Consider the following 22989-nt stretch of genomic DNA (forward strand, 5'->3'; position numbering starts at 1 on the left):
GTCGGGCGTGAAAATTGGGCAATGATACACGTCATCGGCCGTTAACCAGCGTCTCAATACTCGTGAGGATATCAGGGGCATTGGTTACGCGCGCCAACCAGCTCAGGGGTATGCCGCGCTCGCCGCCCACGCCATGTATTGCCGCCATGACCGGCCCGATGATCCAGGCCCGGCCACAGGAATCGCCGCCGCAATGGATATTGGCGCGAACCGCCTCGGTATAGCTCGTGGCATGACTCAGGATATGAAAGATCACCGGCATGGCTTCGTGCAGATAACAGGTGCGGCCAAAGGTGTTGCCAGTCCCCACCGCATCCAGCAGGGAACCGGACCGGGCTTTGTTGAGACTTTCCGGATCTGGTGCTTCCGGGGTAGCAGCGTCCAGAGCTGCCGGGATCGGCTCACCCCTGAAAATATGGTCCAGAAGTCGTGCTGCGCATCTTGCCCAGGCTACGGCCTCGTCATTGTGATTGGTCACCCGCACAGCGGCTTCGGTAACCTCCATCAGCTTATCGCTGCCGCAATAGCAGGCAACCAGCGGTGGCAATTTGGACACGGCGGGCAGCTGCATATCGTCGGCGCCGCTTTCCGGCAACAGGTGTTGATCGATGGTTTCAGCAATATGAACCCCTGCTTCCTGCACCTCGGTCTCATGATAGGTCAGGTCGATGGCCCTGCGAACCGGTTCCGCCAGCTGGTCGCCACTCAGACGCCGGGTGTAGGGCAACACCTTCTGCACCAGCACCCGTTTCTGTTTATCGGTCAGTTCGGCAGTGGTGGTTGATTGCGCCTGTTCGATGGCTTTCTGTTCGATGGTGTTCAGGTTGTTCAGGGTCACCCTGGTAGGGTTGTCGATATAACCCCGCCAATGACCACCAGGGCCAAAGAAAGCACGAAAGCGGCGCTGGTAATCCCGGATATCCAGGGAGCCTTCTCTGGTCAGAAGGCTGTCGGTCAGCACGCCAGTGGCCGCACCATAGTGGCTGATATCACCAGACTGTTTGCCCTCATGCGCAAAGTAGCCGAACCCGCCGTTGAAATAATCGGCGTTGGGGGGCAGGAACTCCGGTGACTGGCCGCCAATTTCGAGAATGCGCGGGCTGTCATACAGCCAGTGCAGTCCCAGGCTGGCCGCGTCTGCAACCCAGCCGCCGGCGAGGGCGGCGATTATGGCGGGTTTTCTGTTGTTGGAAAGGTTGCTGGTCATTGGCAATCCTTGAAGGTCCGGTTCGGAAGTAGGGATATAGAAAAGCACGTCTGCTGCCAACTGTATCCCTGAAAAGGCGAGCACAACAAACCGCCATTCGCTGATTCTTTAAAAGTAGAATAAATGACCGGGAAAGGAGCGGGATCTGGACATTTAAAGCTCCAGGTCGCGCGCTGCTGTTACTCGCCATACTGAGTTGCCAACGTCATCGGCAACCAGCAGGCCCCCGCGCCCATCCAGGGACACCCCTACAGGCCGCCCGCGGGCATTGCGGTCCGCGTCGACGAAGCCGGACAGCACAGTCTCCATCGGGCCGACTGGCCGGCCTCCGGTAAAGGGTACAAAGACGACTTCATAGCCATTCAGTGGCCGTCTGTTCCAGGATCCATGCAAACCGACGAATGCGCCCTCGCCATAGCCGGCCACGCCGTCGGAACTGAAAGCCAGACCCAACGGTGCCACGTGCGCGCCGAGGGCGAAATCAGGCGAAATTGCGCTGGCCACCAGCTCTGGTTGTTGGGGGCTAACGCGCTCATCGACGTGCTGGCCGTAGTAGCTATAGGGCCAGCCGTAGAAAGCGTCCCGGCGGACCGAGGTCAGGTAATCAGGCACCAGATCGCTGCCGAGTTCGTCGCGTTCGTTGACAACCGCCCACAGCTCGCCCGTGTGCGGTTCCCAGTCCAGGCCCACCGGGTTGCGCAGGCCTGAAGCGAATACCCGCGTAGCGCCGGTGGCAGTATCGACCTCGAGTATCGCCGCACGCTTGTGTTCGACCTGCATGCCGTTCTCGGCGATGTTGCTGTTGGCTCCGACGCCCACATACAGGTGGGCACCATCGGCACTGGCGAGCAGACTCTTGGTCCAGTGGTGGTTCAACTCGTCGCCCTTGCCGGGAAGGTCAGTAACTTTGACAGGTGCGGCAGTTATGGTCGTTTCACCGCTTTGATAGGGCACTTTCAACAATGCATTAGCGTTGGCCACGTAGAACATGTCCCCGACCAGCGCCATGCCGAACGGTGAGTGCAGGCCCTGGAGAAACACACTGCGGAATTCGGCCTTGCCGTCACCGTCGGTATCTCGTAACAGGGTAATGCGGTTGGCGCTCGGCACGGCGGCCCCGGCGCGCTTCATCACCTGTTTCATCACCCAGCCCTTGATCCCGTCGATGCCGCTTTTACCCGGTGGCGCGTTGGTCTCGGCGACCAGCACATCCCCATTTGGCAGGACGTACAGCCAACGCGGGTGGTCGAGGCCCTCGGCAAAGGCCGTCACCTCCATGTTCGCGGCCGGGGTTGGAGTGGCGCCGTCTGTCCACCCGACCGCCGGTGCGATCTCAACGGTGGGAAACAAGTTGCGGGGCGGCTGCGGTAGTTCCGGATCAACGCCGGTCCCGGCGTGCGCAGGCAGCCGTGCATGCCCTCCGCAAGCTGACAGAAGGGCAAGCAGTGTCGCCACTGCCAATGCGAAGGCCGTCTTTGTTGAGGCCGCGTTCCACTTATTGGATTGGCGAAGATTATCCATAACACTGCCCTCCCGGATAGATGGTGATGCGCTGTCCCGAAACGCCGATCCCGCTACCACGCATCGACAGGGAGCGCAAAGCATCAATGTCACATCCATTTTCAGGAATGCCGATAGTCTCGTCGGTGCGTTATCGCACCGGCCTGGTCGATGCAGTGAACCTGCGGCTGCGTTCGTTATCGAACAGACAGACATCACCAACGGGCTGAAAATCCTTGCACCGCCCCGTGCTCCCCTATCAAATCCGGAAGGAACCACTATGTCGACAGTTACCACCATTAATCCCGCGACTGAAAAAGCAATTCAGACCTACGACATCATGACCGAAGAGCAGGCGAAGGAGCGGCTCGATGCCTGCCATGCGGCGTTTCTGGAATGGCGCGAACTGAGTCATCAGCAACGTGCCCCATATCTCAAGAAGATCGGGCAAACATTGCGCGATAATGCTGATGAGTTGGCCGCCTTGATGACCAACGAAACCGGCAAGCTCCTGAAGGACGGTCGGGTTGAAGTCGAACTCTGTGCGGCACTCTTTGACTACGCCGCTGAAAACGGACCCGATGCGCTGGCCGATGAGGAGCGTGTGCAGGGGCTCAATGGCAAGCGCGGCGTTGTCAGCTACCAGCCCATTGGCGTCATCTATTCAATCCAGCCCTGGAACTTCCCCATCTACCAGCCAGTTCGCGTGCTGGCCGCCAACTTGATGGCAGGCAACGGCTGTGTTCTGAAACATGCCAGCATCTGCACAGGGTCCGGCTTGCGCCTGCGGGAATTATGCATTGAGGCCGGCCTTCCCGAGGACCTGTTTCAGGTCATAGTGATCGACCATGGCACCAGCGATAATCTGATCGCTCACCCCAAGGTCCGAGGTGTCACGCTGACCGGCAGCGACGGGGCCGGGCGACACGTCGGAGCTGTGGCCGCCCAAGCACTGAAAAAGACCGTGCTGGAACTGGGGTCAAACGATGCCTACCTGGTCCTGGAAGATGCGGACATCGAGACAGCAGTGAAATTTTCGGTCATGGGGCGGCTCTACAACAACGGAGAAACCTGCATTTCCGCCAAGCGGTTCATTGTGACCGACAAGGTCTATGACGCCTTTGTTGATGCCTTCGTGGCTCAAATGAAAGATATCGTCATGGGCGATCCCACGGATAAGGATAGCCAACTAGGCCCGCTTTCAAGCCAGGACCAGTTTGACACGGTCAAAGGACAGGTGGATGCCAGCGTCGCCAAGGGTGCAAAAATCCTCTGCGGTGGCGAAGTGCCTGACCGCACGGGTGCCTATTATCCTGCCACGGTGCTGGCCGATCTCTCGCCCGGAATGCCCGCCTACGACGATGAAATCTTCGGGCCTGTTGCGTCGATCATCCGTGCCAGGGATGACGAAGACGCCATGAGGCTGGCCAATGAAAGCCGTTATGGACTGGGCGGTGGGATCTTTTCAAAGGACGAGGAGCGTGCCCTCAAGCTGGCCCGCGATTACTTCGATACGGGCATGATCCGCATCAATTCGTTCGGGGCCGCCGATCCGAATATGCCCTTTGGCGGGGTCAAGAATTCCGGATACGGACGTGAACACGGCGGCTTCGGCATGAAGGAATTCGTCAACGTAAAGTCGATTTTCCTTCCGTGACCAGGCTCGGAATCCCTGATTCCACCCATTTCATTCAACATTCAGCGTTAAGGCTTTTTCTATGAGCATGAACATCCTTGTTGCCGGTGCCACCGGCAAAACGGGCCAGCAGCTGGTGCAGAACCTGATAGATCAGGGCCATAAGCCGACAGCGCTGGTTCGCGAAAGCTCTGACACCAGCGCGCTCCCCCAGGGCGTAGACCTGCGCCATGGTGACCTGGCCGACCTGCAAGCCGGGGTTTGCGACGGCATGGACGCGGTGATCTTTGCGGCAGGCTCCGGCGGGGCCACGGGCCCTGAAATGACCAAAAAAGTGGATCGGGACGGCGCCAAACGCCTGGTCGATCTGGCGAAAGAATCAGGCGTGAAACGTTTCGTGATGCTCAGCTCGATCGGGGCAGACCAGTCCAACCCCACCGGCGACATAGCCCCTTACCTGAATGCCAAACACGAAGCAGACGAACACTTGAAGGACTCTGGTATGACCTACTCGATCCTGCGCCCCGTGGCACTGACCAACGACGGACGTAGCAAGGATGTGATCCTGGGCGAGGACGTCGACAAATCCGCGAAGGCCTCTCGTGCAGACGTTGCCTTTGTGCTGGCGGAGGCCGCCACTACTGGCCGTTACGATGGTATGGCGCAGAACATGCAGTCCGCCTGACCGGTGTGCTGCCGGCGTAACACCCGACTCGCAACGTTCAGCTCACAACCCCACTAACATTCGTATTCAAGGAAAAGAATCCATGTCTGAAATAAATGGCAAGGTCGTTATCATCACCGGCGCCAGCAGTGGTCTCGGTAAAGCCACTGCCCATCGACTGGCCAAGGGTGGCGCAAAGCTGGTGCTTGCTGCCCGCCGCGAGGAACGCCTGGTGGAGCTGCGTGACGCTATAAAGGAGCAGGGTGGCGAAGCCATCTACCAGGTGACCGACGTCACTGACCGCGCTCAGGTCGAGTCGCTGGCCAGGGCGGCAAAAGAGGCTTATGGCCGCATCGATGTACTGGTCAATAACGCCGGCCTGATGCCGCTGTCGCCACTTGATGAGCTCAAGGTCGACGAGTGGGAGAAGATGGTCGACGTCAACATTAAAGGCGTGCTCTACGGTATCGCGGCGGTGCTACCGACCATGCGCGAACAGCATGTCGGCCATATCATCAATCTCTCGTCCGTCGCCGGGCATAAGGTCTTTCCCGCGTCCGCCGTCTACTCCGCAACCAAGTATGCAGTGAAGGCACTATCAGAAGGCCTTCGTCAGGAAGGCGACGGGGAAATCCGTTCCACCAATATCTCGCCGGGAGCTGTGGCGACCGAGCTGACCAGTAAAATCAGCGACCCCGAAACCGCCAAGGGTGTGGATGAGATGTACGAGATGGCCATTGACGCGGATGCGATTGCGAGGGCGATTACCTACGCCATCGAACAGCCGGCGGATGTCGATGTTAATGAGATTATCATCCGGCCGACCAAACAGCCGCTCTGACCAGACGGGACACTTGAGTTAAAGGACACGAGCCCGGCATTTGAGAGGCCAGCGACGAGGGCTATTATCGGAGCCTCAATGACAGCCGGGTGGTCTTCGGCGCTATGGCGTCGGCCATGGCATCAGTCTGGGAATCCAATTGCGGTCATCGAGGGTAATGAAGTGGCTGGGGGTGCTGGTCTGTACAATGCTGATCCTTGCCGGACACTGGCATGCGCTGTCCATCAAGGCAGTGGGATCAAGTATATGATCGGTGCCCGGAAGCAGGATACAGCCCTTTGCGATGAGTTTATAAACGCTGGTATCCCGCTGCTCCATCCACCCGATGATATTTTCGATATTGCGTACGATAGTGAGCGAGTCTTTTGTGGCGGAGAACACCTTTCTCAGTAACAGCTTCTTGCGCGGGTTCATCCTGCCAAAAAACGTCTGACTGTAGACGGATGAAGGGGTACGGTTGATCAGCCTGACGAGGTAGGGCCACATGCCGTGACCGATAGGCTTCAGAATGGTTGTCACCATGGGGTGGAGTCGACCCTGGGGCAGGACCGGCGCCTCCAGAACTACCTCTACCTGGCGATACAGCTCCGGCTGCCGGATGATGGCTTCCAGTATTACCGCAGCGCCGCGAGAATGGCCATGAATACGGATGCTTTCGGAGCTGGGCAGATGTGCCAAAGCCTGGTTGAGGATACAGGCATCGTGTTCCACGGTGCCTTCCAATGGCTCGATATGAGTGGCCCAGGGAGCATCCTCCATGGTCACGCCATTGACCGGAATATGGTAGTTGCTACAGGTAAGAAGAATCAGTTCGGTTGTGGGCGCTTCGTACGTATCGGTGAAATAGCAGTGATTGGCCAGAAAGCCATGCACGCAGATAACGGTATGAACAGCATCACCACTATGATTACGAACAGATACCGCGCCTTTTCCGACCCGGTACACCCGTCCCGAAAACATCTCGGAATAGGTGTGGGCGATGGGCTTGGTCAGATTGCGTATGTGGCCTGCTTTCATTGCGTCGCCTTTTGCAGGCGCACGGACTTGTCCATGCAATGACATTGAGCGCTTCCCTGGTGTGGATTAGGTAAACACAGCAGCGATGGCGTCCCAGCCAAACCCGCACTCAATGATGGTGAACGAAAATCCATTGGTGTATCTGTGCGCTAGGACACGGAGTCAGTACGGAACAGGATTCGGTAGATTGTCGGAATATAGACCGGAAGTGCTGCATCCTGTGGTGGAGAGGCCTGGAGCATTCGGACGAATCAAGACCCTATGTTTGCGTGGGTTAACGTACAGACGGTTATTTGATTTTTGGACACCATTACCCGTTGACGGTGCCAGAATCTGCGGTCTTGAGTGTCCGTCCTGAAAACCACCAGCAGGCGGGAGGGCCAAAGTGATGAATCAGGAAACCATGGGAGGTAACGAGAGAGAGTTCAGGAACAAAGCAAAAGAGCAGTTGAGCAAGCCGACCAAGGACCGACTTGAACTGATCGCTTCCAAGCGGGACCAATTGGAGGGTGAGATTCAGCAGGTTTACCGAACTCTAAGAAACTTATCCTACTGATGTAAGGTTTGCCGATCACCGATGTCGAGAAGTGGGAACCCGTGAAGTAGGCTGGCAAAAGCTTCGCGACTTCCACGAGACCCTGCTTTCTCTCGACGACGACAAGCGCGAACTCACCTACAGCATCGACAAGGGCCCCTCGCCTGTTTCTCCCAATGAAGTCAGCAATTACGAAGGGTACGTCCGGGTTCACCCGGTTACGGAAGGCGATGGCGGCACCTTCGTGGAGTGGTATTCACAATGGAAAGGCAATAATGATGAGGCTGCCGCCGAATTTTGTCACGATATCTATGCCGGACTGCTGGAACAGCTCAAGAAGACATTGCAGCAGTAAGCACTGAACACGAGCTGCCCGATTAGCCTGGCGTCGGTCAGTTTGATGTATATCACCTGCAGCCGAAGCGAATACCTCCACACTACAAGGAATTCTCATCTCTCAGGAAAGGAGATCCCCGAATGGCTCATCCAGATATCCCCAAAGCAGCACGCTCAAAGCTGAAAGCCCATATCGACGCGCTGGAAGCGCAGGGGGTCGGTGTCACACCTGACGCATCCTCGCGCCACTTACACAACGGTATCGATACGCCGCTGCCACCGGCGGACCTGCACGGAGCTTATGTCAACAATCGCCCGCTTCCCACCGACGGTATCGCAGACCGGCGCGCCTGGATTGTGGGCAGTGGTATCGCCGGCCTGTCTGCCGCTTTCTTCCTGATCCGCGACGGCCATATGCCGGCTGGCAATATTACCTTCCTGGAAGAGCAGGCCATTGAGGGCGGTTCCCTTGATGGCGCCGGTAACGCCGAAGAGGGATACATCGTGCGCGGTGGCCGGGAAATGGAGATGACCTACCAGAATTTCTGGGATGTGTTTTCGGAGATACCGGCTCTGGAGTTGCCGGAACCTTTTACCGTGCTGGATGAATACCGCATCGTAAACGATGCCGACAAGAACTGGTCGAAGGCCCGGCTGCTGGAGAAGCAGGGCCAGATCAAGGACTTTTCGACCATGGAACTGAGCAAACGGCAGCAGCTGGAAGTGGTCAGGCTCCTGCTGGCGCGCAAGGAGGACCTGGACGACATTACGGTAGAGGACTGGTTCAGTGAAGGGTTTCTGAACAGCAACTTCTACACCTTCTGGCGGACGATGTTTGCCTTCCAGAACTGGCATTCCGTGCTTGAAATGAAACTCTACATGCACCGTTTCCTGCACCTGATGGACGGGCTTAACGACATGACCTCGCTCGTCTTTCCGAAATACAATCAATACGATGCTTTCGTGCGCCCGCTAATGAACTGGCTCAAGGCTCAGGGGGTTAACATCCAGTACGACACCATTGTCGAGAACCTGGAGATGGAGACCGTTGGTGACAACAGAACGGTGACTGCGATCCAGTGTCATGGCAGCGAGGGAGACAAGACCTTTAACGTCGGCGAGCGCGACCTGGTGTTCATCACCACCGGCTCGATGACCGAAGACACCGCCTACGGCGATGACGATACGGCGCCGGAACTGAAAGAAAACGATGAGGCAGGCCCGAGTTCCGGCTGGCAGTTGTGGAAAAACCTGGCGCAGCAATCGGACGTGTTTGGCCGGCCGGAGAAGTTTTGCGGCAACATCCCCGGCTCAACCTGGGAGTCCGTCACCCTGACCTGCAGGCCCTCCCCGCTGATGGACAAGCTCAGGGAGTTGTCGGTCAATGACCCCTATTCCGGATTCACGGCAACGGGGGGCATCATCACCTTTACCGATTCAGCCTGGCTGATGAGCTTCACCTGCAACCGTCAGCCACACTTCCCGGACCAGCCCGATGACGTAATTGTGCTGTGGACCTACGCCCTTTTGATGGACAGGCCCGGTGATTACGTCAAAAAGCCGATGCCGGAATGCACCGGCAAAGAAGTGCTGGCGGAGATGTGCTATCACCTGGGCCTGATTGATCAGCTCGACGAGGTGATGGCCGCCACTAAAACCCGGATTGCGCTGATGCCATACATTACCGCGCAATTCATGCCGCGCGCCAAAGGTGACCGGCCCTGGGTCGTGCCGGAAGGCTGCAGCAACCTGGCGTGCATGGGCCAGTTTGTGGAGACCCACAACGATGTGGTGTTCACCCTGGAAAGCTCGGTGCGCACAGCCCGGGTTGGCGTCTACAGCCTGCTGGGTATCAAAAAACAGGTGCCGGATATCTATCCGGGCCAGTACGATATCCGCCGGTTGCTGCGGGCGACCCGTACCCTGAACAACGACGAGGCGTTTCTGGGCGAAGGCTTCCTGCGTCGCATTCTCGGCGGCACCTATTTCGAACACATCCTGCCGCTGGGCCCTGATGAGAAGTCCGAGGAGCTGAGCCGGCCCGGATTGTTCGAACAGCAGGTCCAGGCGCTTCGAGGTCTTGTTGAGGACAATCACACACTGGAAGAAGCCAGGGACTGGGTTCAGGGTGTATTGAGCAAGTTGCGAGGGCGCCGCTGACTTCGCGACCGGATGAGCCTTCAGGGTAACGGATACGCTGGAATGGGATTCCGACGAACTGGCTGCTCTGAGGGAGTACATGCGCATTGAACAGGAGAAACTCAGGAAGCGTTGAGGGTTGGTCTTAAGCGCTAACGAATTATTGTGCCGGATCTGTGTGACGCTCTGCATCTCGGGTGTTAGTCGTGCTCGTAATGTCGTCGCGTGTCGTTACCTCGTCCTGCCAGACAGCTCTCATCTCCTCTGTCGCACGGACTTCCCCGCCGCCAGGCTCCGTCAAGATTTCTGCGGTCCACGCTGTAACACTCGTGGCCCCTGGGTGTCTCTGGTTTCAGAGCAAGACGGTTGCAGGTCGTGGGGAGGAAAACTGATGACGATGAAAAATCGGGTCTTTTTGGTGGTGTCTGTGTTACTTCTGGCGACCGCTCGCCTGGGCCTGGCCCAGGAGAAAAACGGGTTTGATCTGAGCAATGCGCTGATACCGGTGGATGAGATTCTCAGTGGCGGGCCGCCCCGAGACGGCATCCCTTCAATTGATAATCCGAAATTTGAGCCCGCGGACGGGACGTTGCCCTGGCGGGGAGATGACCTGGTCATGACCTATGATCATGAGCAAAAACGCTATGCGTTTCCCATCGGTATTCTGAACTGGCACGAAATCGTCAATCACGAATCAGATGGGAAGCCAGTGCTCATTACTTTTTGTCCGCTGTGCGGCACCGGTATGGCGTTTGATCCGGTGGTGAACGGCCGTCATCTGACATTCGGGGTTTCTGGCCTGCTCTATAACAGTGACCTGTTGATGTACGATCACCAGACGGAATCGCTCTGGTCGCAGATCGAAGGGCGTGCCATTTCCGGTCCGCTGGCGGGTACAGAACTGGAGCCGGTGGCGATTCGCCATGAGCTCTGGCAGAAGTGGCGGGACCGGGTCGGTGACGGTGGGCGAGTGCTTTCCACCGATACCGGCCATCGCCGGAATTACCGTCAGTCACCCTATGGCGACTACGACCACTCAGAACGGCTGTACTTCCCGGTGTCCAGTACCAGCCGGAAATATCATCCGAAAACCTGGGTGCTGGGCTGGACCCATAACGGTGAAAGCAAGGCGTGGCCTTTCCCGGAGCTTGCAGAGCATGGTGGCCGGGTGCTTGAGGACCGGATAGGCGGCAAGGCAGTCAGCATTCACTATGATCCTGATGTGCCCTCCGCCGAGCTGCACGACGAGTCCGGCAAATTACTTCCAGCCACACGGGCCTTCTGGTTTGCCTGGTATACCTTCCATCCGGAAACAAAGATATTTGAAGCGGATTAGCAGCAGGGCTCAGGACTGGAGGGGGATCACTCGGGATTGCGGTTTCCCGTGTTCCGCGCATTCAGTGAATCGGCAACGCGTTCTTCGATTCGGCGAAGGAACTCTTCGTCCAACTTCTGGCTGGAGTGGGCTTGCATCAGTGCGGTGCTGGCGCGAAGGTTACCGATAAACGAGCGGCAGTACCTGCACATCATCAGATGCATTTTTACCGACAGCTTTTGAGCTGTGCCCAGCTCATCATCAATGTAGTCACTGGCAATCCTGGCCAGATCCCGGCACATCAGCATTCGCCCGTCTCCTGAAAGGTTTCCACCATAAGAAATATTTTCTGCCTGGCACGGTGTAAAAGTACACGAAGATTAGAGGCACTGACATCCAGAAGGTTACACACGTCATCGGATTTATGCTGGTGGGCTTCGTAAAGCATCAGGGCGGATCGTTGTGTTTCCGGGAGCCTGGCAAGATGCTGATCCAGGCAGTCGCTCAGTGCACCATTTTCCATGAGTGACTCGGCATCCTCATGGAATCTCAGGCTCGGCGGCGTTGCCCAGCGGCCGTTCGGGCGAAAGCGGCTTGCCAATTCGGGATCCAGGGCTTCGGAAAAGTCAGCGCTGACTTCCCGTTTGTGTTTTCTGAGGTGGTTCTTGGCCCGGTTGGCCACAATTCGGTGCAACCAGGTTTTCAGCCCTGACCGGCCTTCAAAATTCTGAATCGCATCGATGACGGTCACCCAGCAATCCTGCACGGTTTCCTCGGCAGAAGCCTTGTCAAGGTAATAGCTGGCGACTGCCATCATGCCGGGCGTATAGAGACGGACCGCCTTCTGAAAATCGGCTTCGCTTCCGGATTTCAGGCCCTGAATCAGGATATCTTCATCAGACTGATGCGTTGCGGTTTCCATTCCGTATACCCCCGGGACATCTGCGTTAGAGCGTTGTTATAAAGATGTGATTGGACATCCAGAACCGCCTGGTCAATGGTATGTCCATGTTTGACATGAATAGTTCCGGCGTAAGTGAGCAATTGTTCAAAATAATTCTGGACGTAAGCCGGTGTAACATCCAGCGTTTGGCCGTGTCTTTCTGGGCAACCTGTTTTATTTCTTAACGGATGGATTCTGACATGAACTCGAAAAAGCTCATTCTGCTTGTCGCTATCGGTGCTGTGGTTGCACTGTTTATCGGCTTCGGCGGCCCGGAGATACTGACGCTGGAAAACTTGCAGAAGCACCAGTCATCCATTGAGCAATGGATCAGTCAGAATCTGTTGGTCGCAGTGCTCGGTTTTTCCGCCATCTATGTGGTTGTCACTGCGCTGTCACTTCCTGGCGCAGCGATTATGACTCTGGCCGGCGGCGCCTTTTTTGGCAACATTTACGGACTGATTGCGGTGTCTGTAGCTTCGACTGTCGGTGCCTCTCTCGCGTTCCTGGTGGCCAGATTCCTGATGCGGGACACCCTGCGGAAAAAATACGCGGAAACAGTCGCCAGAATGGACCGGGGCATCGAAAAAGACGGGGCATTCTACCTGGCGACCCTGAGATTGGTTCCGGTGTTCCCCTTCTTCCTGATTAACCTGGCCATGGGCCTGACAGCCATGAAGCTGAAGACCTACGCGCTGGTGAGTTGGGTTGCCATGCTGCCCGGTACGTTCGTTTACGTGAACGCGGGCACGCAGCTGTCCAAAATCGAGTCCACGGGTGACATCCTTTCTGCCGATCTGTTGCTGTCGTTCGCTCTGCTGGGCCTGTTCCCGTTGATTGCCAAGTTTATTGTCGGTTTTATTCGCAAGCGCCGGGTGTATGCGGGCTGGCAGAAGCCCGAGTCGTTTGATTACAACCTGCTGGTGATCGGTGGCGGCTCCGCCGGCCTGGTGTCGGCCTACATTGCCGCGGCGGTGAAGGCCAAAGTGGCGCTGATTGAAAAGGACAAGATGGGCGGTGACTGCCTTAACACCGGCTGCGTGCCTTCCAAGGCGTTGATTCGCAGTGCCAAGGCGGCGGACACCCTGCGCCACGCCAACCGGTACGGGCTGGAGTCCGTACCGGTAAAAGGCTCGTTTAAAAACATCATGAACCGTGTCCACGAGGTCATTGCCAAGGTGGAGCCCCATGACTCGCCAGAGCGTTATCGTAAACTGGGCGTGGACTGCATCTCTGGCACGGCCAGTTTCGTATCGCCCTGGGAACTGGAAGTGGTTCATAACGACGGCCGCACCGAACGCCTGACGGCCCGCAGCATTGTGGTTGCCACCGGTGGAAAACCGGCAGTCCCGCCGATTCCCGGGCTGGCCGAAATGGCGCCGCTGACTTCCGATAACCTGTGGTCGCTGGACACCCGGCCGGACCGGTTGCTGGTGCTTGGCGGTGGCCCCATCGGCTCTGAACTGGCCCACGCCTTTGCGCGTCTTGGCAGCAAGGTAACCCAGGTGGAAATGGGTGAGCGGCTGTTGGCGAAGGAAGACGGTGATGTCTCCGAGGTGATTCGGAAGCAGTTTGAACTGGACGGCATCGACGTGAGATTGAACCATGCCGCCAGAGAGTTTGCTGTCGAGGACGGAGAAAAAGTGGCGTACTGCGAGTACGACGGCGAACGCGTCAGAATCCCGTTCGATCAGGTTCTGGTGGCGGTTGGCCGCGCGGCCAACACCAGGGGACTGGGGCTTGAAAAAATCGGGGTCGAAACCCTTCCCAATGGCACCGTGCCGGTGGAGCAAGACATGAGCATGCGCTTCCCTAACGTATTTGCTTGCGGCGATGTGGCGGGCCCTTACCAGTTTACCCATGCCGCAGCCCACCAGGCCTGGTACGCAGCGGTGAATGGTCTGTTTGGCCAGTTCAAACGCTTTCGGGTCGATTACCGGGTGATGCCCTGGGTAACCTTTACCTCGCCGGAAGTGGCCAGGGTTGGGCTGAGTGAGGCGGAAGCCAGGGAAAAGGGCGTTGCTTGTGAGGTCACCCGTTACGGCCTGGATGACCTGGATCGTGCCATTGCCGAAAGCGAGGACTATGGCTTCATCAAGGTGCTGACGCCTCCGGGTAAGGACAAGATTCTGGGCGTTGTGGTGGTTGGCATGCATGCCGGCGAAATCCTGGCGGAATTTACCCTGGCGATGAAGCATGGCCTGGGCCTCAACAAGATCCTGGGCACCATCCACCCCTACCCGACCTGGAACGAATCCGCCAAATTCGCTGCCGGTGAGTGGAAGCGTGAACATGCACCACAGGGTATTCTCAGGCTGCTTGAGAAACTTCATGGCTGGCGCCGTGGCAAGCAGTCACGCAACAACGCCGGAAGTGAAGTAACAACGTAAATCAAACTGAATCACCGCAAACACGGAGCAGCTATGCCCCTGACCCAAACTGCCGAGAGACGCATTCCCGCCGCAGAGGTGCTGGAGCCCCGGGCCCGCGACAGCTGGACCCACACCCGCAACGGCGACCCGCGCGGCTTTATTGACTCGGACAAGCTAAAGGAGCTGTGGATTCATACCGGCACTGCTTGCAACCTGGCCTGCCCGTTCTGCCTTGAGGGTTCACACCCCGGCGACGGTCGCATTCCGGGCATGAAGCTGAGTGACGTGAAGCCATTTATCCATGAAGCTCTGGATATGGGCGTTGAGCAGTTTTCCTTCACCGGTGGTGAGCCGTTTGTGATCCGCGATTTCATCAATATCCTGGATTATGCCAGCCACCACCGGCCGTGCTTCGTGCTCACCAACGCCACCGACCCGCTGCTGAAACGCCGCCATCAGGTGTTGCCGCTGCTGGATAACCCTTACCCGATCCATTTCCGCGTCAGCCTGGATTTCCCCGACCGCGCCCGTCACGACGTTGACCGGGGCGAGGGCAGTTTCGACAAGGCCCTGGAAGGCATCCGCTGGCTGGTGCATCAGGGTTTCAAGGTATCCATTGCGCGCCAGACTGACCCGGATGAGCTTGTTTCCAGTGTGGAGTCCGCGTTTCGCGGCATCTTCCGTGAATGGGGCATCCCGGAAACCCTGGCGTTTACGGCCTTCCCGGACCTGGGTACGCCGGGCTCGGAGGACGGCAGCCCGGAAATCACGGAAACCTGCATGGAGAAGTACCCCACCAGGGAGGCCCGTTCCCATTTCATGTGCACTTACACGCGCATGCTGGTGAAGCGGGGTGACCGGGTGCGGGTGTATGCCTGTACGTTGGTGGATGACGATCCGCAGTATGACCTCGGGGGGACGCTGGCGGAGAGTATGGATGAGCGGATTATGTTGCGGCATCACCGGTGTTTTTCCTGTTATCGGTTTGGGGCTAGTTGTTCTGCTCCGGGGTGATTTGGTCTTTTTTTAGGACTGGTTGATGGGTATTGGCGGCCTGGGGGTGGTGGTTTATTTCCTTGGGAAAAAGAACTCGCTTCGCTCAGACACCTTTTTCCTGGCGGAAATAAACCACCACCCCCAGACCGCGGCAAATACACTGCCATTCGTTTGGTTAAAAGAAAAAGCGGGTTCTGACTGGGTTGCTATGCCTTAGGTGTCGGGGACGGCATGGCGACGTTGAAGACAGAGGCAGTGGTGGAGGGGGTTCAAAAAATGTGGAGCGCCAGGGATGGCGCGACCAAGCCCCCCATGGATGGGTTCACGGGCGTTTTTTTGAACCCCCTCCACCACTGACTCAGGCACCCAAGGCACGAAGTAACCGAACCAGCCCCGGATAGTAAACAAAGAACGAGGACAGAACAGACAATGAATTTCACGGAAGCTTCCCTGTTTTGGGGATTTTTGGTGGTTTATGGGGCGGTGATGTATGTGTTGTCGCCCAAGAGCAAGAACGCCAATTCCTTCTACAAGGGAGCCGATGACGAAGGCAATCCGGTGGGTCAGTGGTCGCTGACGGCGAGTATTTTTATCAGCTGGATCTTTGCCAAGTCCGTTACCAATGCCGCCAACCTGGGTGCCGCTTACGGTGTGACCGGCGGGCTGGCGTATGCCAGTTACTGGCTGTCGATTCCGGTGGCCGGTTATATTATTTACCTGATTCGTACCCAGACCGGGGCCCGCAGTCTGCAGGATTTTCTGACGTCCCGTTTTGGCCGGCTTGCCAGTCTGGCGTTTGCGGCGGCGATTCTGATTCGGTTGTACAACGAGGTCTGGAGCAATACCGCGGTGGTTGGTGGTTATTTCGGGCTGCCGGGTGAGTGGGAGTACTACGGCGCAGCCATGCTGTTTACGGTGTTTACCCTGGCCTACAGCCTCAAGGGCGGTTTGCGGTCGTCGATTTTTACCGATGTGATCCAGGCTTTTGTGTTCGTGTTCTTTGTCGGGGCGGTGCTCTTCCTGATTGTGCCGGCCAACGACACCAGTGCCCTGCTGACCAACGGTGAGTTCAAGCTCAATGCCGGTTTTGACCTGTTGCTGGTGGCCCTTTTGCAGATGTTCAGCTATCCCTTTCATGATCCGGTGCTGACTGACCGCGGTTTCGTGAATAAGGAGAAGACCATGCTCAAGAGCTTTGTGGTGGCCGGGCTGCTGGGCTTTGTGGCGGTGTTTATCTTCAGCCTGGTGGGTGTCCATGCCCGGCTGAACGGTATTGAAGCCATGGGTAACGCGCCGGCGGCGGTGGGTCAGTCGCTGGGGCTGGCGGCGCTGTTCTTTATGAGTGTGGTGATGATGACGTCAGCCGGCTCAACGCTGGACTCCACCTTCAGTTCACTGGCCAAGTCACTGGCGGTGGATCTTCCGCGGCTGGCGAAGCGGGCGAAGGACCGGTTGCCAAGCGTGCGTGTGGGGGCGGTGATCATGATTGTGTTCGCGCTTCTGGGTAACCTGCCGATGTTCGCCGGTACTGATATTCTGAAAGCAACGACCATTTCCGGCACCATGGTGATGGGACTGGCGCCGGTATTCCTGTTCTACGGCTTTACCCGCTGGTCACCGTGGAGTTTTCATCTGAGTTTCTGGACTGGCCTGGGATTGGGTGTGTTGCTTGCCGTGGGGCTGATCCCGGCGAGCTGGGCCATTGGTGACGGCGCCTACGCGATGCTCCTTGGGGTCAACGCCTACGGCTTCCTGATCTGTACGGCCGGCTTCTTCCTGCCGCTGGTGGCCCGCAAGCTGGCGGGGCGCTCGCTGGCGGCCGGTGAGGCCTAGGTATTGTTATGAACGAAGGCAGAAGCTGCCCCCTGGCTTATCGATATAGACCTTCCGATTTGTGCCGGGAGCCCCGCCAGGTCACCGAAGATGTGCTTTATATTATCGGCGGGCTCTACGGAAACCCATACGCCCTCGATGAAATTGAGCGGATGGCGCTTGCAGAGGAGCGCCAGGGGCACCGGGTCAAGCTGGTCTTCAATGGCGATTTCAACTGGTTCAACGCCAGCGATACGCTGTTCAGGGAAATCAATTGCCGGGTGCTGGATCATATGGTCAGCCTGGGTAACGTGGATTATGAGCTGGCTACCCCGAGTGACGGTGCGGGCTGTGGCTGTGCCTACCCGGACTTTGTTGGCCAGGGCGTGGTCGAGCGCTCCAATCACATCATGGAGCGGCTGCAGGGAGTGGCTGGTAACCACCCGGACATCCAGAAACGACTCCGCCTGCTGCCACGCTATCGCTGCCTGTTATTTGGAGGCCTAAAGATTTTGGTGGTGCACGGCGATCCTGAGTCCCTAGCGGGATGGGGGCTGGCCCATGAGTCGTTTGTGGCGGGCAACGAATTGCAGCTGACGGAATGGTTTGCCGAGTCCGGTGCAGATGTGATTGCCTCCACCCACACCTGCCTGCCTGTGCTCTGGTCAGGAACGGTGGAAGAGCGCAGTCGCGTTGCGGTTAATAACGGCTCCGCGGGTATGGGTAACCTGGCGCGGGACCCGCGGGGGCTGGTTACCCGCATTGGTCTGACAAGTCCGCAGTTTGAACCTGTTGCCGGTCTTGAGCGGCGAGGGCTGAACGTATCTCTGGTGCCCGTTGCCTACGATCTGGGAGCGTGGTTGCCACGCTTCGATCAGCTGTGGCCCGGTGGTTCGGCCGCTGCTGTGTCTTACCGGCGCCGCATCGTCGACGGTACATCCCTGACGTCAGATCGTATTGTTTTTCCTCCTGCTGTTTAACAGATTTGTCACTGGCGCAGGCCACAATCCGGTCTATTCTTAGAGAGTAGGCCAGCATTCCTGGCAGGGTAGTCAGTAAGCCTGACTTGAAATATATTTTGTGGTCTATATAATTTACCGCTAACTTTTTGAGGCGAATCGATCACGTTATGACATCAGAAGGCTCGAATACCACCGCCATCAACCTCCGCACACCGGTCAAGGATGATGGCTACAGGCTCCACCAGCTGGTTGCGGAATGCCCGCCGCTGGATCCCAACTCGATCTACTGCAACCTCCTGCAGTGTAGCCACTTTGCCGAAACCGGCGTGGCGGCGGAGATAGACGGCGATCTGGTCGGCTTTATTTCCGGTTATATTCCCCCCCAGCAGCCCGAAACCGTGTTTGTATGGCAAGTGGCCGTTCACGAGAAAGGTCGTGGGCAAGGTCTGGCCAAACGGATGCTGAAGGCGATTGTGGCCCGGGACGCGTGCAAAGACGTGACCCATATGGAAACCACCATCACCGAAGACAACGAGGCTTCCTGGGCGTTGTTCCGGTCATTTGCCCGTGACATGGGTGCTGAGCTCACCTTTCACGAGCACTTTGAGAAAGAAACCCACTTCGGCGGCAAGCACGACTCCGAATTTCTGCTCCGCATCGGGCCTTTCACGAAGCCGGCGTAGCAGCCTTCCCGAACGATCGATACCCCTGTTTGGACTGGCCGGCAGATTGCTGAGGTGAATCTGTCACAACGGCCTCAACCAACGTGCCACCGCACAACTACCTCGAACCTGACATGCTAAGAGGCAAAACCATGGAACTTTTCAAGTCGACTGAATCCGAAGTGCGTGTTTACTCCCGTGCCTTTCCGGTGATTTTTAACCGTGCCAAGAATGCGCACCTCTACACCGAGGATGGCAAGGAATACCTGGACTTTCTGGCCGGCGCCGGATCCCTGAATTATGGCCACAACAACGACATTCTCAAGAAAGCCCTGCTGGAGTACATTGAAAGCGATGGTGTCAGTCAGGGTCTGGATATGTTCACCACGGCAAAGCACGACTTCATTGAGTCCTACAAGAATCACATCCTGGATCCCCGTGGCCTGAACTACAAAATGCAGTTCACTGGCCCAACCGGCACCAACTGTGTGGAAGCGGCCCTGAAACTGGCCCGTAAGGTGAAAGGTCGCAATGGCATCATTTCCTTCACCAACGGTTTCCATGGCGTGACCATGGGTGCGGTTGCCGCTACCGGTAACAAGCACCACCGTGGCGGTGTCGGTACCCCGCTGGGTAATGTGGACTTCATGTTCTACGACGGCTATCTGGGCGAGAACGTCGATACCCTGGAGATCATGGACAAGGTGTTGTCTGACGGGTCTTCCGGCTTCGAACTGCCGGCTGCGGTAATTGTTGAAGCGGTCCAGGGTGAAGGCGGCCTTAACGCTGCCCGTGCCGAGTGGCTGCAGGGCCTTGAGAAGCTGTGCAAAAAGCACGATATCCTGCTGATTCTGGACGACATCCAGGCAGGTAACGGTCGTACCGGTGAGTTCTTCAGCTTCGAGTTTGCCGGCATCAAGCCGGACATTGTCACCGTTTCCAAGTCGCTGAGCGGTTACGGCCTGCCCATGGCGCTGGTGCTGTTCAAGCCGGAGCTTGATGTCTGGAGTTCGGGTGAGCACAACGGCACCTTCCGTGGCAACAACATGGCGTTCGTGACGGCTCGGGCAGCCGTTGAGACGTATTGGAAAGACGACGCCTTTGCCAACGAGGTGAAGGCCAAAACCGAGGTGCTGGGTGAAGGTTTGCAGGCTATCTGTGACAAGTACCCGGGCGAGTTCAAAATGAAGGGCCGCGGCCTGATGCGTGGCATCGAAGCGACCCACGCCGAGCTGACCGACAAGATTACCAGCCGTGCCTTCGAGAAGGGGCTGATTATTGAAACCAGTGGCCCCAACGACGAAGTGATCAAATGCCTGATGCCGCTGACCACCAGCGAGGATGATCTGCGCAAAGGTGCTAAACTTCTGGCACAGAGCGTGGACGAAATCATGCAGGAAGGGATGAGCAAGGCGTCCTGAGACGACTGCCATTCCCCAACCATTCATTCTGCAGGATAACAACGGTAACACTATGACTAGCGAACGACATACCGTAGAGAAGATCGGCGGCACCTCGATGAGTAACTACGAGGCTGTGCGCGACAACATCATTCTCGGCGGGCGCGAAAAGGACGACCTCTACCAGCGCATATTCGTGGTCTCCGCCTATGGCGGTGTCACCGATGAACTGCTGGAGCACAAGAAAACCGGCGAGCCGGGCGTTTATGCCCTGTTTGCCGATGCGGAATCCGACTGGGCCTGGGGTGACGACCTCACCAAGCTGATCAAGTTCCTGACCGACATCAACGGCGAACTGTTCGGGGACCCCATGCTGAAGCAGCAGGCGGACCAGTTCATTACCGACCGGATTGAAGGTGTACGTGGTTGCCTGATCGATCTGCAACGCCTGTGTTCCTACGGCCAGTTCCAGCTGGAAGAACACCTGCTGACGGTACGTGAAATGCTGGCTGGCATTGGCGAGGCCCACAGCGCCTTCAACACCGCTCTCAAGCTTCAGCAGGAAGGTATCAACGCACGCTTCGTGGACCTGACAGGCTGGCGCGACAACGAGTTGCTGCCGCTGGACGAAAAGCTCAAACAGGCCTTCGATGCCGTGGACCTGACCCGTGAGCTGCCCATCGTCACCGGGTATGCACAGTGCAAGGAAGGCCTGATGCGGACCTTTGACCGGGGCTACAGCGAGATGACCTTCAGCCGGGTAGCGGTGATCACCAACGCCCGTGAGGCGATCATTCACAAGGAATACCATCTCAGCTCTGCCGACCCCAACATTGTGGGCGCAGACAAGGTGGTTCCTCTTGGCCGTACCAATTACGATGTGGCCGACCAGCTGGCCAACCTGGGCATGGAAGCCATTCATCCCCGTGCCGGCAAAGGCATGCGCCAGAATGAAATTCCGCTGCGGGTGATGAATACCTTCGAGCCGGAGCACACCGGTACCCTGATCACCGGCGACTACGTCAGTGAGAAGCCGCAGGTGGAGATCATCGCCGGCAACAAGGGCGTGTTTGCCATTGAGGTGTTTGACCAGGACATGCAGGGCGAACCGGGCTCGGACCGCCGCATTCTGGAAGTGCTTGGCCGATTCAAGGTGCGCTTTATCTCCAAGGACACCAACGCCAACACCATTACCCACTACGTCGACAGCACGCTCAAGCACGTCAAGCGGGTGGTACGGGCGTTGAAGGATGAGTTCCCCAACGCGGAAATCAGTACCCGCAAGGTGGCGATTGTTTCTGCCATTGGCAGTGATATCAAGATACCGGGTATCCTCGCAAAGTCCGTCAAGGCGCTGGCAGATGAGGAAATCAGCATTCTGGCCCTGCACCAGTGCATGCGCCAGGTGGACATCCAGTTTGTGGTGGATGAAGACGCCTACAAGAAGACCATCGTGGCGCTCCACGGCGTGCTGATTGAGCCCTACAATCACGAGTACGCTATCGTCGCAGCATAACCGGGCGGGATTCATCCCGTCCGTAATTGCCGCAATTAGCTCCTGAGCCCCCGGTAGCCGGGAATCCATGGCACTGTTCCGCGCGTATCCTTTATAAACTTACGATCGGAACCTGTGCCATGACTGATGTCCAGAGCCCGGGGCCGTCTCCGACCATAGCCCACTCCGGCGAAACGGACTCCCTGGTAGGGCTGTACTTCAGGGATGCGTCCCGTTACGAATTGCTGACCAACGAAGGTGAGCGTCGTCTTTCCCGCAGATTGTCTTTCTGTTACCGGGTCATCTCTGTGGAGATGGGCTTGCCGGAGGACACTCCCCAGACCTTTCGTGAAGTTATCGGAAGCCTGGGGGATGCCTGCGCCTTCTCTACCCGGTGCCGTCGCGCCTACCATCTTGCCACCGACAGCCGGCAGCGGCTGATCCGCAGCAACCTGCGGCTTGCTGTCCATATTGCGCGGCGCTACGCCAACCGCGGTATTCCGATGTCGGATGTAATCCAGGATGCCAATGTTGGCCTTATCAAGGCCGTTGAGCGATTCGATCCCACCAAAGGCTTCCGCTTCTCCACCTACGCCTACTGGTGGATAAGCGAAGAGGTCAAACGTTGTATGAAGCGGGGCACCCGTCTGGTGCACACCCCCGAGAACGTGGTGGATGAAATCCGTCTGCTCCAGAAAACCTCCCTGGCGCTTCACCAGACCCTGGGCCGCACGCCGTCACAGAGCGAGCTGGCACGGGAAATTGAGGTATCGCCATCGCGCATCGGAGAACTGCGGGCGCTGGCCATCATGGAAGTGTCTGTGGATATGCCGGTGACCACCGAAGGTGGAATTACCCTTGGTGACAGCCTGAGTGCAGGTGAGCAGTCCGCGCCGGACCATGACATGCTCCATCGCGACCGCAAGCGCACTCTGGCGGCGCTGCTGGCTGATCTGAGTGCGCGGGAACAGGACGTACTGGCACGGCGTTTCGGGCTTGGCCTGCCAGAGCCGGAGACCCTGCAGGTGATTTCCGACCATCTCGGTATCAGCCGCGAACGGGTGAGGCAGATTGAAAAGGGCGCCCTCAAGAAACTGAGAAATCTGGTTGAAAGCCCGGAGGCGGCACTCCGGAGCTAGGCTCCGGAGGTTCAGGCT

20 protein-coding genes are annotated in these 22989 nt (G+C 57.6%); 15 read left to right on the forward strand and 5 right to left on the reverse strand.

What is annotated here, in order from left to right; translation table 11 throughout:
* Positions 1–31: 31 nt before the first annotated feature.
* On the reverse strand, positions 32–1207 hold the full coding sequence (locus tag FDP08_RS13405; RefSeq protein WP_137436636.1) for an ADP-ribosylglycohydrolase family protein: 1176 nt from the start codon (positions 1205–1207) through the stop codon (positions 32–34).
* A gap of 153 nt (positions 1208–1360) precedes the next feature.
* A complete protein-coding gene (locus tag FDP08_RS13410) occupies positions 1361–2728 on the reverse strand; it encodes a PQQ-dependent sugar dehydrogenase (RefSeq protein WP_137436637.1) in 1368 nt (455 codons plus the stop codon).
* 259 nt (positions 2729–2987) lie between these two features.
* Here FDP08_RS13410 and FDP08_RS13415 point away from each other — a divergent pair, with 259 nt between their 5' ends.
* The 3 genes from FDP08_RS13415 (at position 2988) to FDP08_RS13425 (ending at position 5848) form a co-directional block, all read left to right on the forward strand.
* A complete protein-coding gene (locus tag FDP08_RS13415) occupies positions 2988–4364 on the forward strand; it encodes an NAD-dependent succinate-semialdehyde dehydrogenase (protein WP_137436638.1) in 1377 nt (458 codons plus the stop codon).
* A 61-nt stretch (positions 4365–4425) separates the two neighbouring features.
* Positions 4426–5028: an SDR family oxidoreductase gene (locus FDP08_RS13420; RefSeq protein ID WP_206077294.1), complete on the forward strand. Its 603-nt coding sequence runs from the start codon at positions 4426–4428 to the stop codon at positions 5026–5028.
* An 82-nt stretch (positions 5029–5110) separates the two neighbouring features.
* Positions 5111–5848, forward strand: a complete 738-nt coding sequence (locus FDP08_RS13425) for an SDR family oxidoreductase (RefSeq protein WP_137436639.1) — start codon at positions 5111–5113, stop codon at positions 5846–5848.
* 102 nt (positions 5849–5950) lie between these two features.
* Here FDP08_RS13425 and FDP08_RS13430 read toward each other — a convergent pair whose 3' ends face one another.
* Positions 5951–6865: an alpha/beta hydrolase gene (locus FDP08_RS13430; RefSeq protein WP_137436640.1), complete on the reverse strand. Its 915-nt coding sequence runs from the start codon at positions 6863–6865 to the stop codon at positions 5951–5953.
* A gap of 587 nt (positions 6866–7452) precedes the next feature.
* Here FDP08_RS13430 and FDP08_RS13435 point away from each other — a divergent pair.
* From FDP08_RS13435 to FDP08_RS13445, 3 genes are all read left to right on the forward strand, one after another.
* On the forward strand, positions 7453–7755 hold the full coding sequence (locus FDP08_RS13435; RefSeq protein ID WP_137436641.1) for an SRPBCC family protein: 303 nt from the start codon (positions 7453–7455) through the stop codon (positions 7753–7755).
* A gap of 122 nt (positions 7756–7877) precedes the next feature.
* A complete protein-coding gene (locus tag FDP08_RS13440) occupies positions 7878–9896 on the forward strand; it encodes an oleate hydratase (protein WP_137436642.1) in 2019 nt (672 codons plus the stop codon).
* Positions 9897–10266: 370 nt separating this feature from the next.
* Complete coding sequence (locus tag FDP08_RS13445) at positions 10267–11211, forward strand: DUF3179 domain-containing protein (RefSeq protein ID WP_228263305.1); 945 nt, start codon at positions 10267–10269, stop codon at positions 11209–11211.
* Between the two features lie 26 nt (positions 11212–11237).
* Here the strand turns inward: FDP08_RS13445 and FDP08_RS13450 are convergent, their stop codons facing one another.
* Both FDP08_RS13450 and FDP08_RS13455 read right to left on the reverse strand, forming a co-directional pair.
* On the reverse strand, positions 11238–11498 hold the full coding sequence (locus tag FDP08_RS13450) for a zf-HC2 domain-containing protein (protein WP_137436643.1): 261 nt from the start codon (positions 11496–11498) through the stop codon (positions 11238–11240).
* Positions 11492–12112 (reverse strand): RNA polymerase sigma factor, encoded by a 621-nt coding sequence (locus tag FDP08_RS13455; RefSeq protein WP_137436644.1) that lies wholly within the window; start codon positions 12110–12112, stop codon positions 11492–11494. The genes FDP08_RS13450 and FDP08_RS13455 overlap by 7 nt, the downstream gene beginning before the upstream one ends.
* Positions 12113–12333: 221 nt before the next feature.
* On the opposite strand from FDP08_RS13455, the gene FDP08_RS13460 reads away from it, so the two are divergent.
* The 9 genes from FDP08_RS13460 (at position 12334) to FDP08_RS13495 (ending at position 22971) form a co-directional block, all read left to right on the forward strand.
* Entirely contained in the window at positions 12334–14523 is a 2190-nt protein-coding gene (locus FDP08_RS13460) for an FAD-dependent oxidoreductase (protein ID WP_137436645.1), read from the forward strand.
* Between the two features lie 33 nt (positions 14524–14556).
* A complete protein-coding gene (locus FDP08_RS13465; RefSeq protein WP_137436646.1) occupies positions 14557–15519 on the forward strand; it encodes a radical SAM protein in 963 nt (320 codons plus the stop codon).
* Between the two features lie 25 nt (positions 15520–15544).
* A complete protein-coding gene (locus FDP08_RS20340; RefSeq protein ID WP_170979033.1) occupies positions 15545–15718 on the forward strand; it encodes a hypothetical protein in 174 nt (57 codons plus the stop codon).
* A gap of 212 nt (positions 15719–15930) precedes the next feature.
* Complete coding sequence (locus FDP08_RS13470; RefSeq protein WP_137436647.1) at positions 15931–17334, forward strand: sodium:solute symporter family transporter; 1404 nt, start codon at positions 15931–15933, stop codon at positions 17332–17334.
* Between the two features lie 8 nt (positions 17335–17342).
* On the forward strand, positions 17343–18293 hold the full coding sequence (locus tag FDP08_RS13475; RefSeq protein WP_137436648.1) for a metallophosphoesterase family protein: 951 nt from the start codon (positions 17343–17345) through the stop codon (positions 18291–18293).
* A gap of 149 nt (positions 18294–18442) precedes the next feature.
* Positions 18443–18958: a diaminobutyrate acetyltransferase gene (gene ectA / locus FDP08_RS13480; RefSeq protein ID WP_137436649.1), complete on the forward strand. Its 516-nt coding sequence runs from the start codon at positions 18443–18445 to the stop codon at positions 18956–18958.
* Positions 18959–19089: 131 nt separating this feature from the next.
* Positions 19090–20358 (forward strand): diaminobutyrate--2-oxoglutarate transaminase, encoded by a 1269-nt coding sequence (gene ectB, locus FDP08_RS13485; protein WP_137436650.1) that lies wholly within the window; start codon positions 19090–19092, stop codon positions 20356–20358.
* A 52-nt stretch (positions 20359–20410) separates the two neighbouring features.
* Positions 20411–21853 carry an aspartate kinase gene (locus tag FDP08_RS13490; RefSeq protein WP_137436651.1) on the forward strand — a complete coding sequence of 481 codons (1443 nt, stop codon included), beginning with the start codon at positions 20411–20413 and terminating at the stop codon, positions 21851–21853.
* 119 nt (positions 21854–21972) lie between these two features.
* Complete coding sequence (locus FDP08_RS13495; protein WP_137436652.1) at positions 21973–22971, forward strand: sigma-70 family RNA polymerase sigma factor; 999 nt, start codon at positions 21973–21975, stop codon at positions 22969–22971.
* Positions 22972–22989: the final 18 nt, after the last annotated feature.

It is taken from the genome of Marinobacter panjinensis (assembly GCF_005298175.1).
Classification (GTDB): domain Bacteria; phylum Pseudomonadota; class Gammaproteobacteria; order Pseudomonadales; family Oleiphilaceae; genus Marinobacter; species Marinobacter panjinensis.

Bases quoted from the DNA above. Each gene is read 5' to 3' on its own strand.
- FDP08_RS13405 (WP_137436636.1), bottom strand. From the start codon at position 1,207: ATGACCAGCAACCTTTCCAACAACAGAAAACCCGCCATAATCGCCGCC.
- FDP08_RS13410 (WP_137436637.1), bottom strand. From the start codon at position 2,728: ATGGATAATCTTCGCCAATCCAATAAGTGGAACGCGGCCTCAACAAAG.
- FDP08_RS13415 (WP_137436638.1), top strand. From the start codon at position 2,988: ATGTCGACAGTTACCACCATTAATCCCGCGACTGAAAAAGCAATTCAG.
- FDP08_RS13420 (WP_206077294.1), top strand. From the start codon at position 4,426: ATGAGCATGAACATCCTTGTTGCCGGTGCCACCGGCAAAACGGGCCAG.
- FDP08_RS13425 (WP_137436639.1), top strand. From the start codon at position 5,111: ATGTCTGAAATAAATGGCAAGGTCGTTATCATCACCGGCGCCAGCAGT.
- FDP08_RS13430 (WP_137436640.1), bottom strand. From the start codon at position 6,865: ATGAAAGCAGGCCACATACGCAATCTGACCAAGCCCATCGCCCACACC.
- FDP08_RS13440 (WP_137436642.1), top strand. From the start codon at position 7,878: ATGGCTCATCCAGATATCCCCAAAGCAGCACGCTCAAAGCTGAAAGCC.
- FDP08_RS13445 (WP_228263305.1), top strand. From the start codon at position 10,267: ATGACGATGAAAAATCGGGTCTTTTTGGTGGTGTCTGTGTTACTTCTG.
- FDP08_RS13450 (WP_137436643.1), bottom strand. From the start codon at position 11,498: ATGCTGATGTGCCGGGATCTGGCCAGGATTGCCAGTGACTACATTGAT.
- FDP08_RS13455 (WP_137436644.1), bottom strand. From the start codon at position 12,112: ATGGAAACCGCAACGCATCAGTCTGATGAAGATATCCTGATTCAGGGC.
- FDP08_RS13460 (WP_137436645.1), top strand. From the start codon at position 12,334: ATGAACTCGAAAAAGCTCATTCTGCTTGTCGCTATCGGTGCTGTGGTT.
- FDP08_RS13465 (WP_137436646.1), top strand. From the start codon at position 14,557: ATGCCCCTGACCCAAACTGCCGAGAGACGCATTCCCGCCGCAGAGGTG.
- FDP08_RS20340 (WP_170979033.1), top strand. From the start codon at position 15,545: ATGGGTATTGGCGGCCTGGGGGTGGTGGTTTATTTCCTTGGGAAAAAG.
- FDP08_RS13470 (WP_137436647.1), top strand. From the start codon at position 15,931: ATGAATTTCACGGAAGCTTCCCTGTTTTGGGGATTTTTGGTGGTTTAT.
- FDP08_RS13475 (WP_137436648.1), top strand. From the start codon at position 17,343: ATGAACGAAGGCAGAAGCTGCCCCCTGGCTTATCGATATAGACCTTCC.
- ectA (WP_137436649.1), top strand. From the start codon at position 18,443: ATGACATCAGAAGGCTCGAATACCACCGCCATCAACCTCCGCACACCG.
- ectB (WP_137436650.1), top strand. From the start codon at position 19,090: ATGGAACTTTTCAAGTCGACTGAATCCGAAGTGCGTGTTTACTCCCGT.
- FDP08_RS13490 (WP_137436651.1), top strand. From the start codon at position 20,411: ATGACTAGCGAACGACATACCGTAGAGAAGATCGGCGGCACCTCGATG.
- FDP08_RS13495 (WP_137436652.1), top strand. From the start codon at position 21,973: ATGACTGATGTCCAGAGCCCGGGGCCGTCTCCGACCATAGCCCACTCC.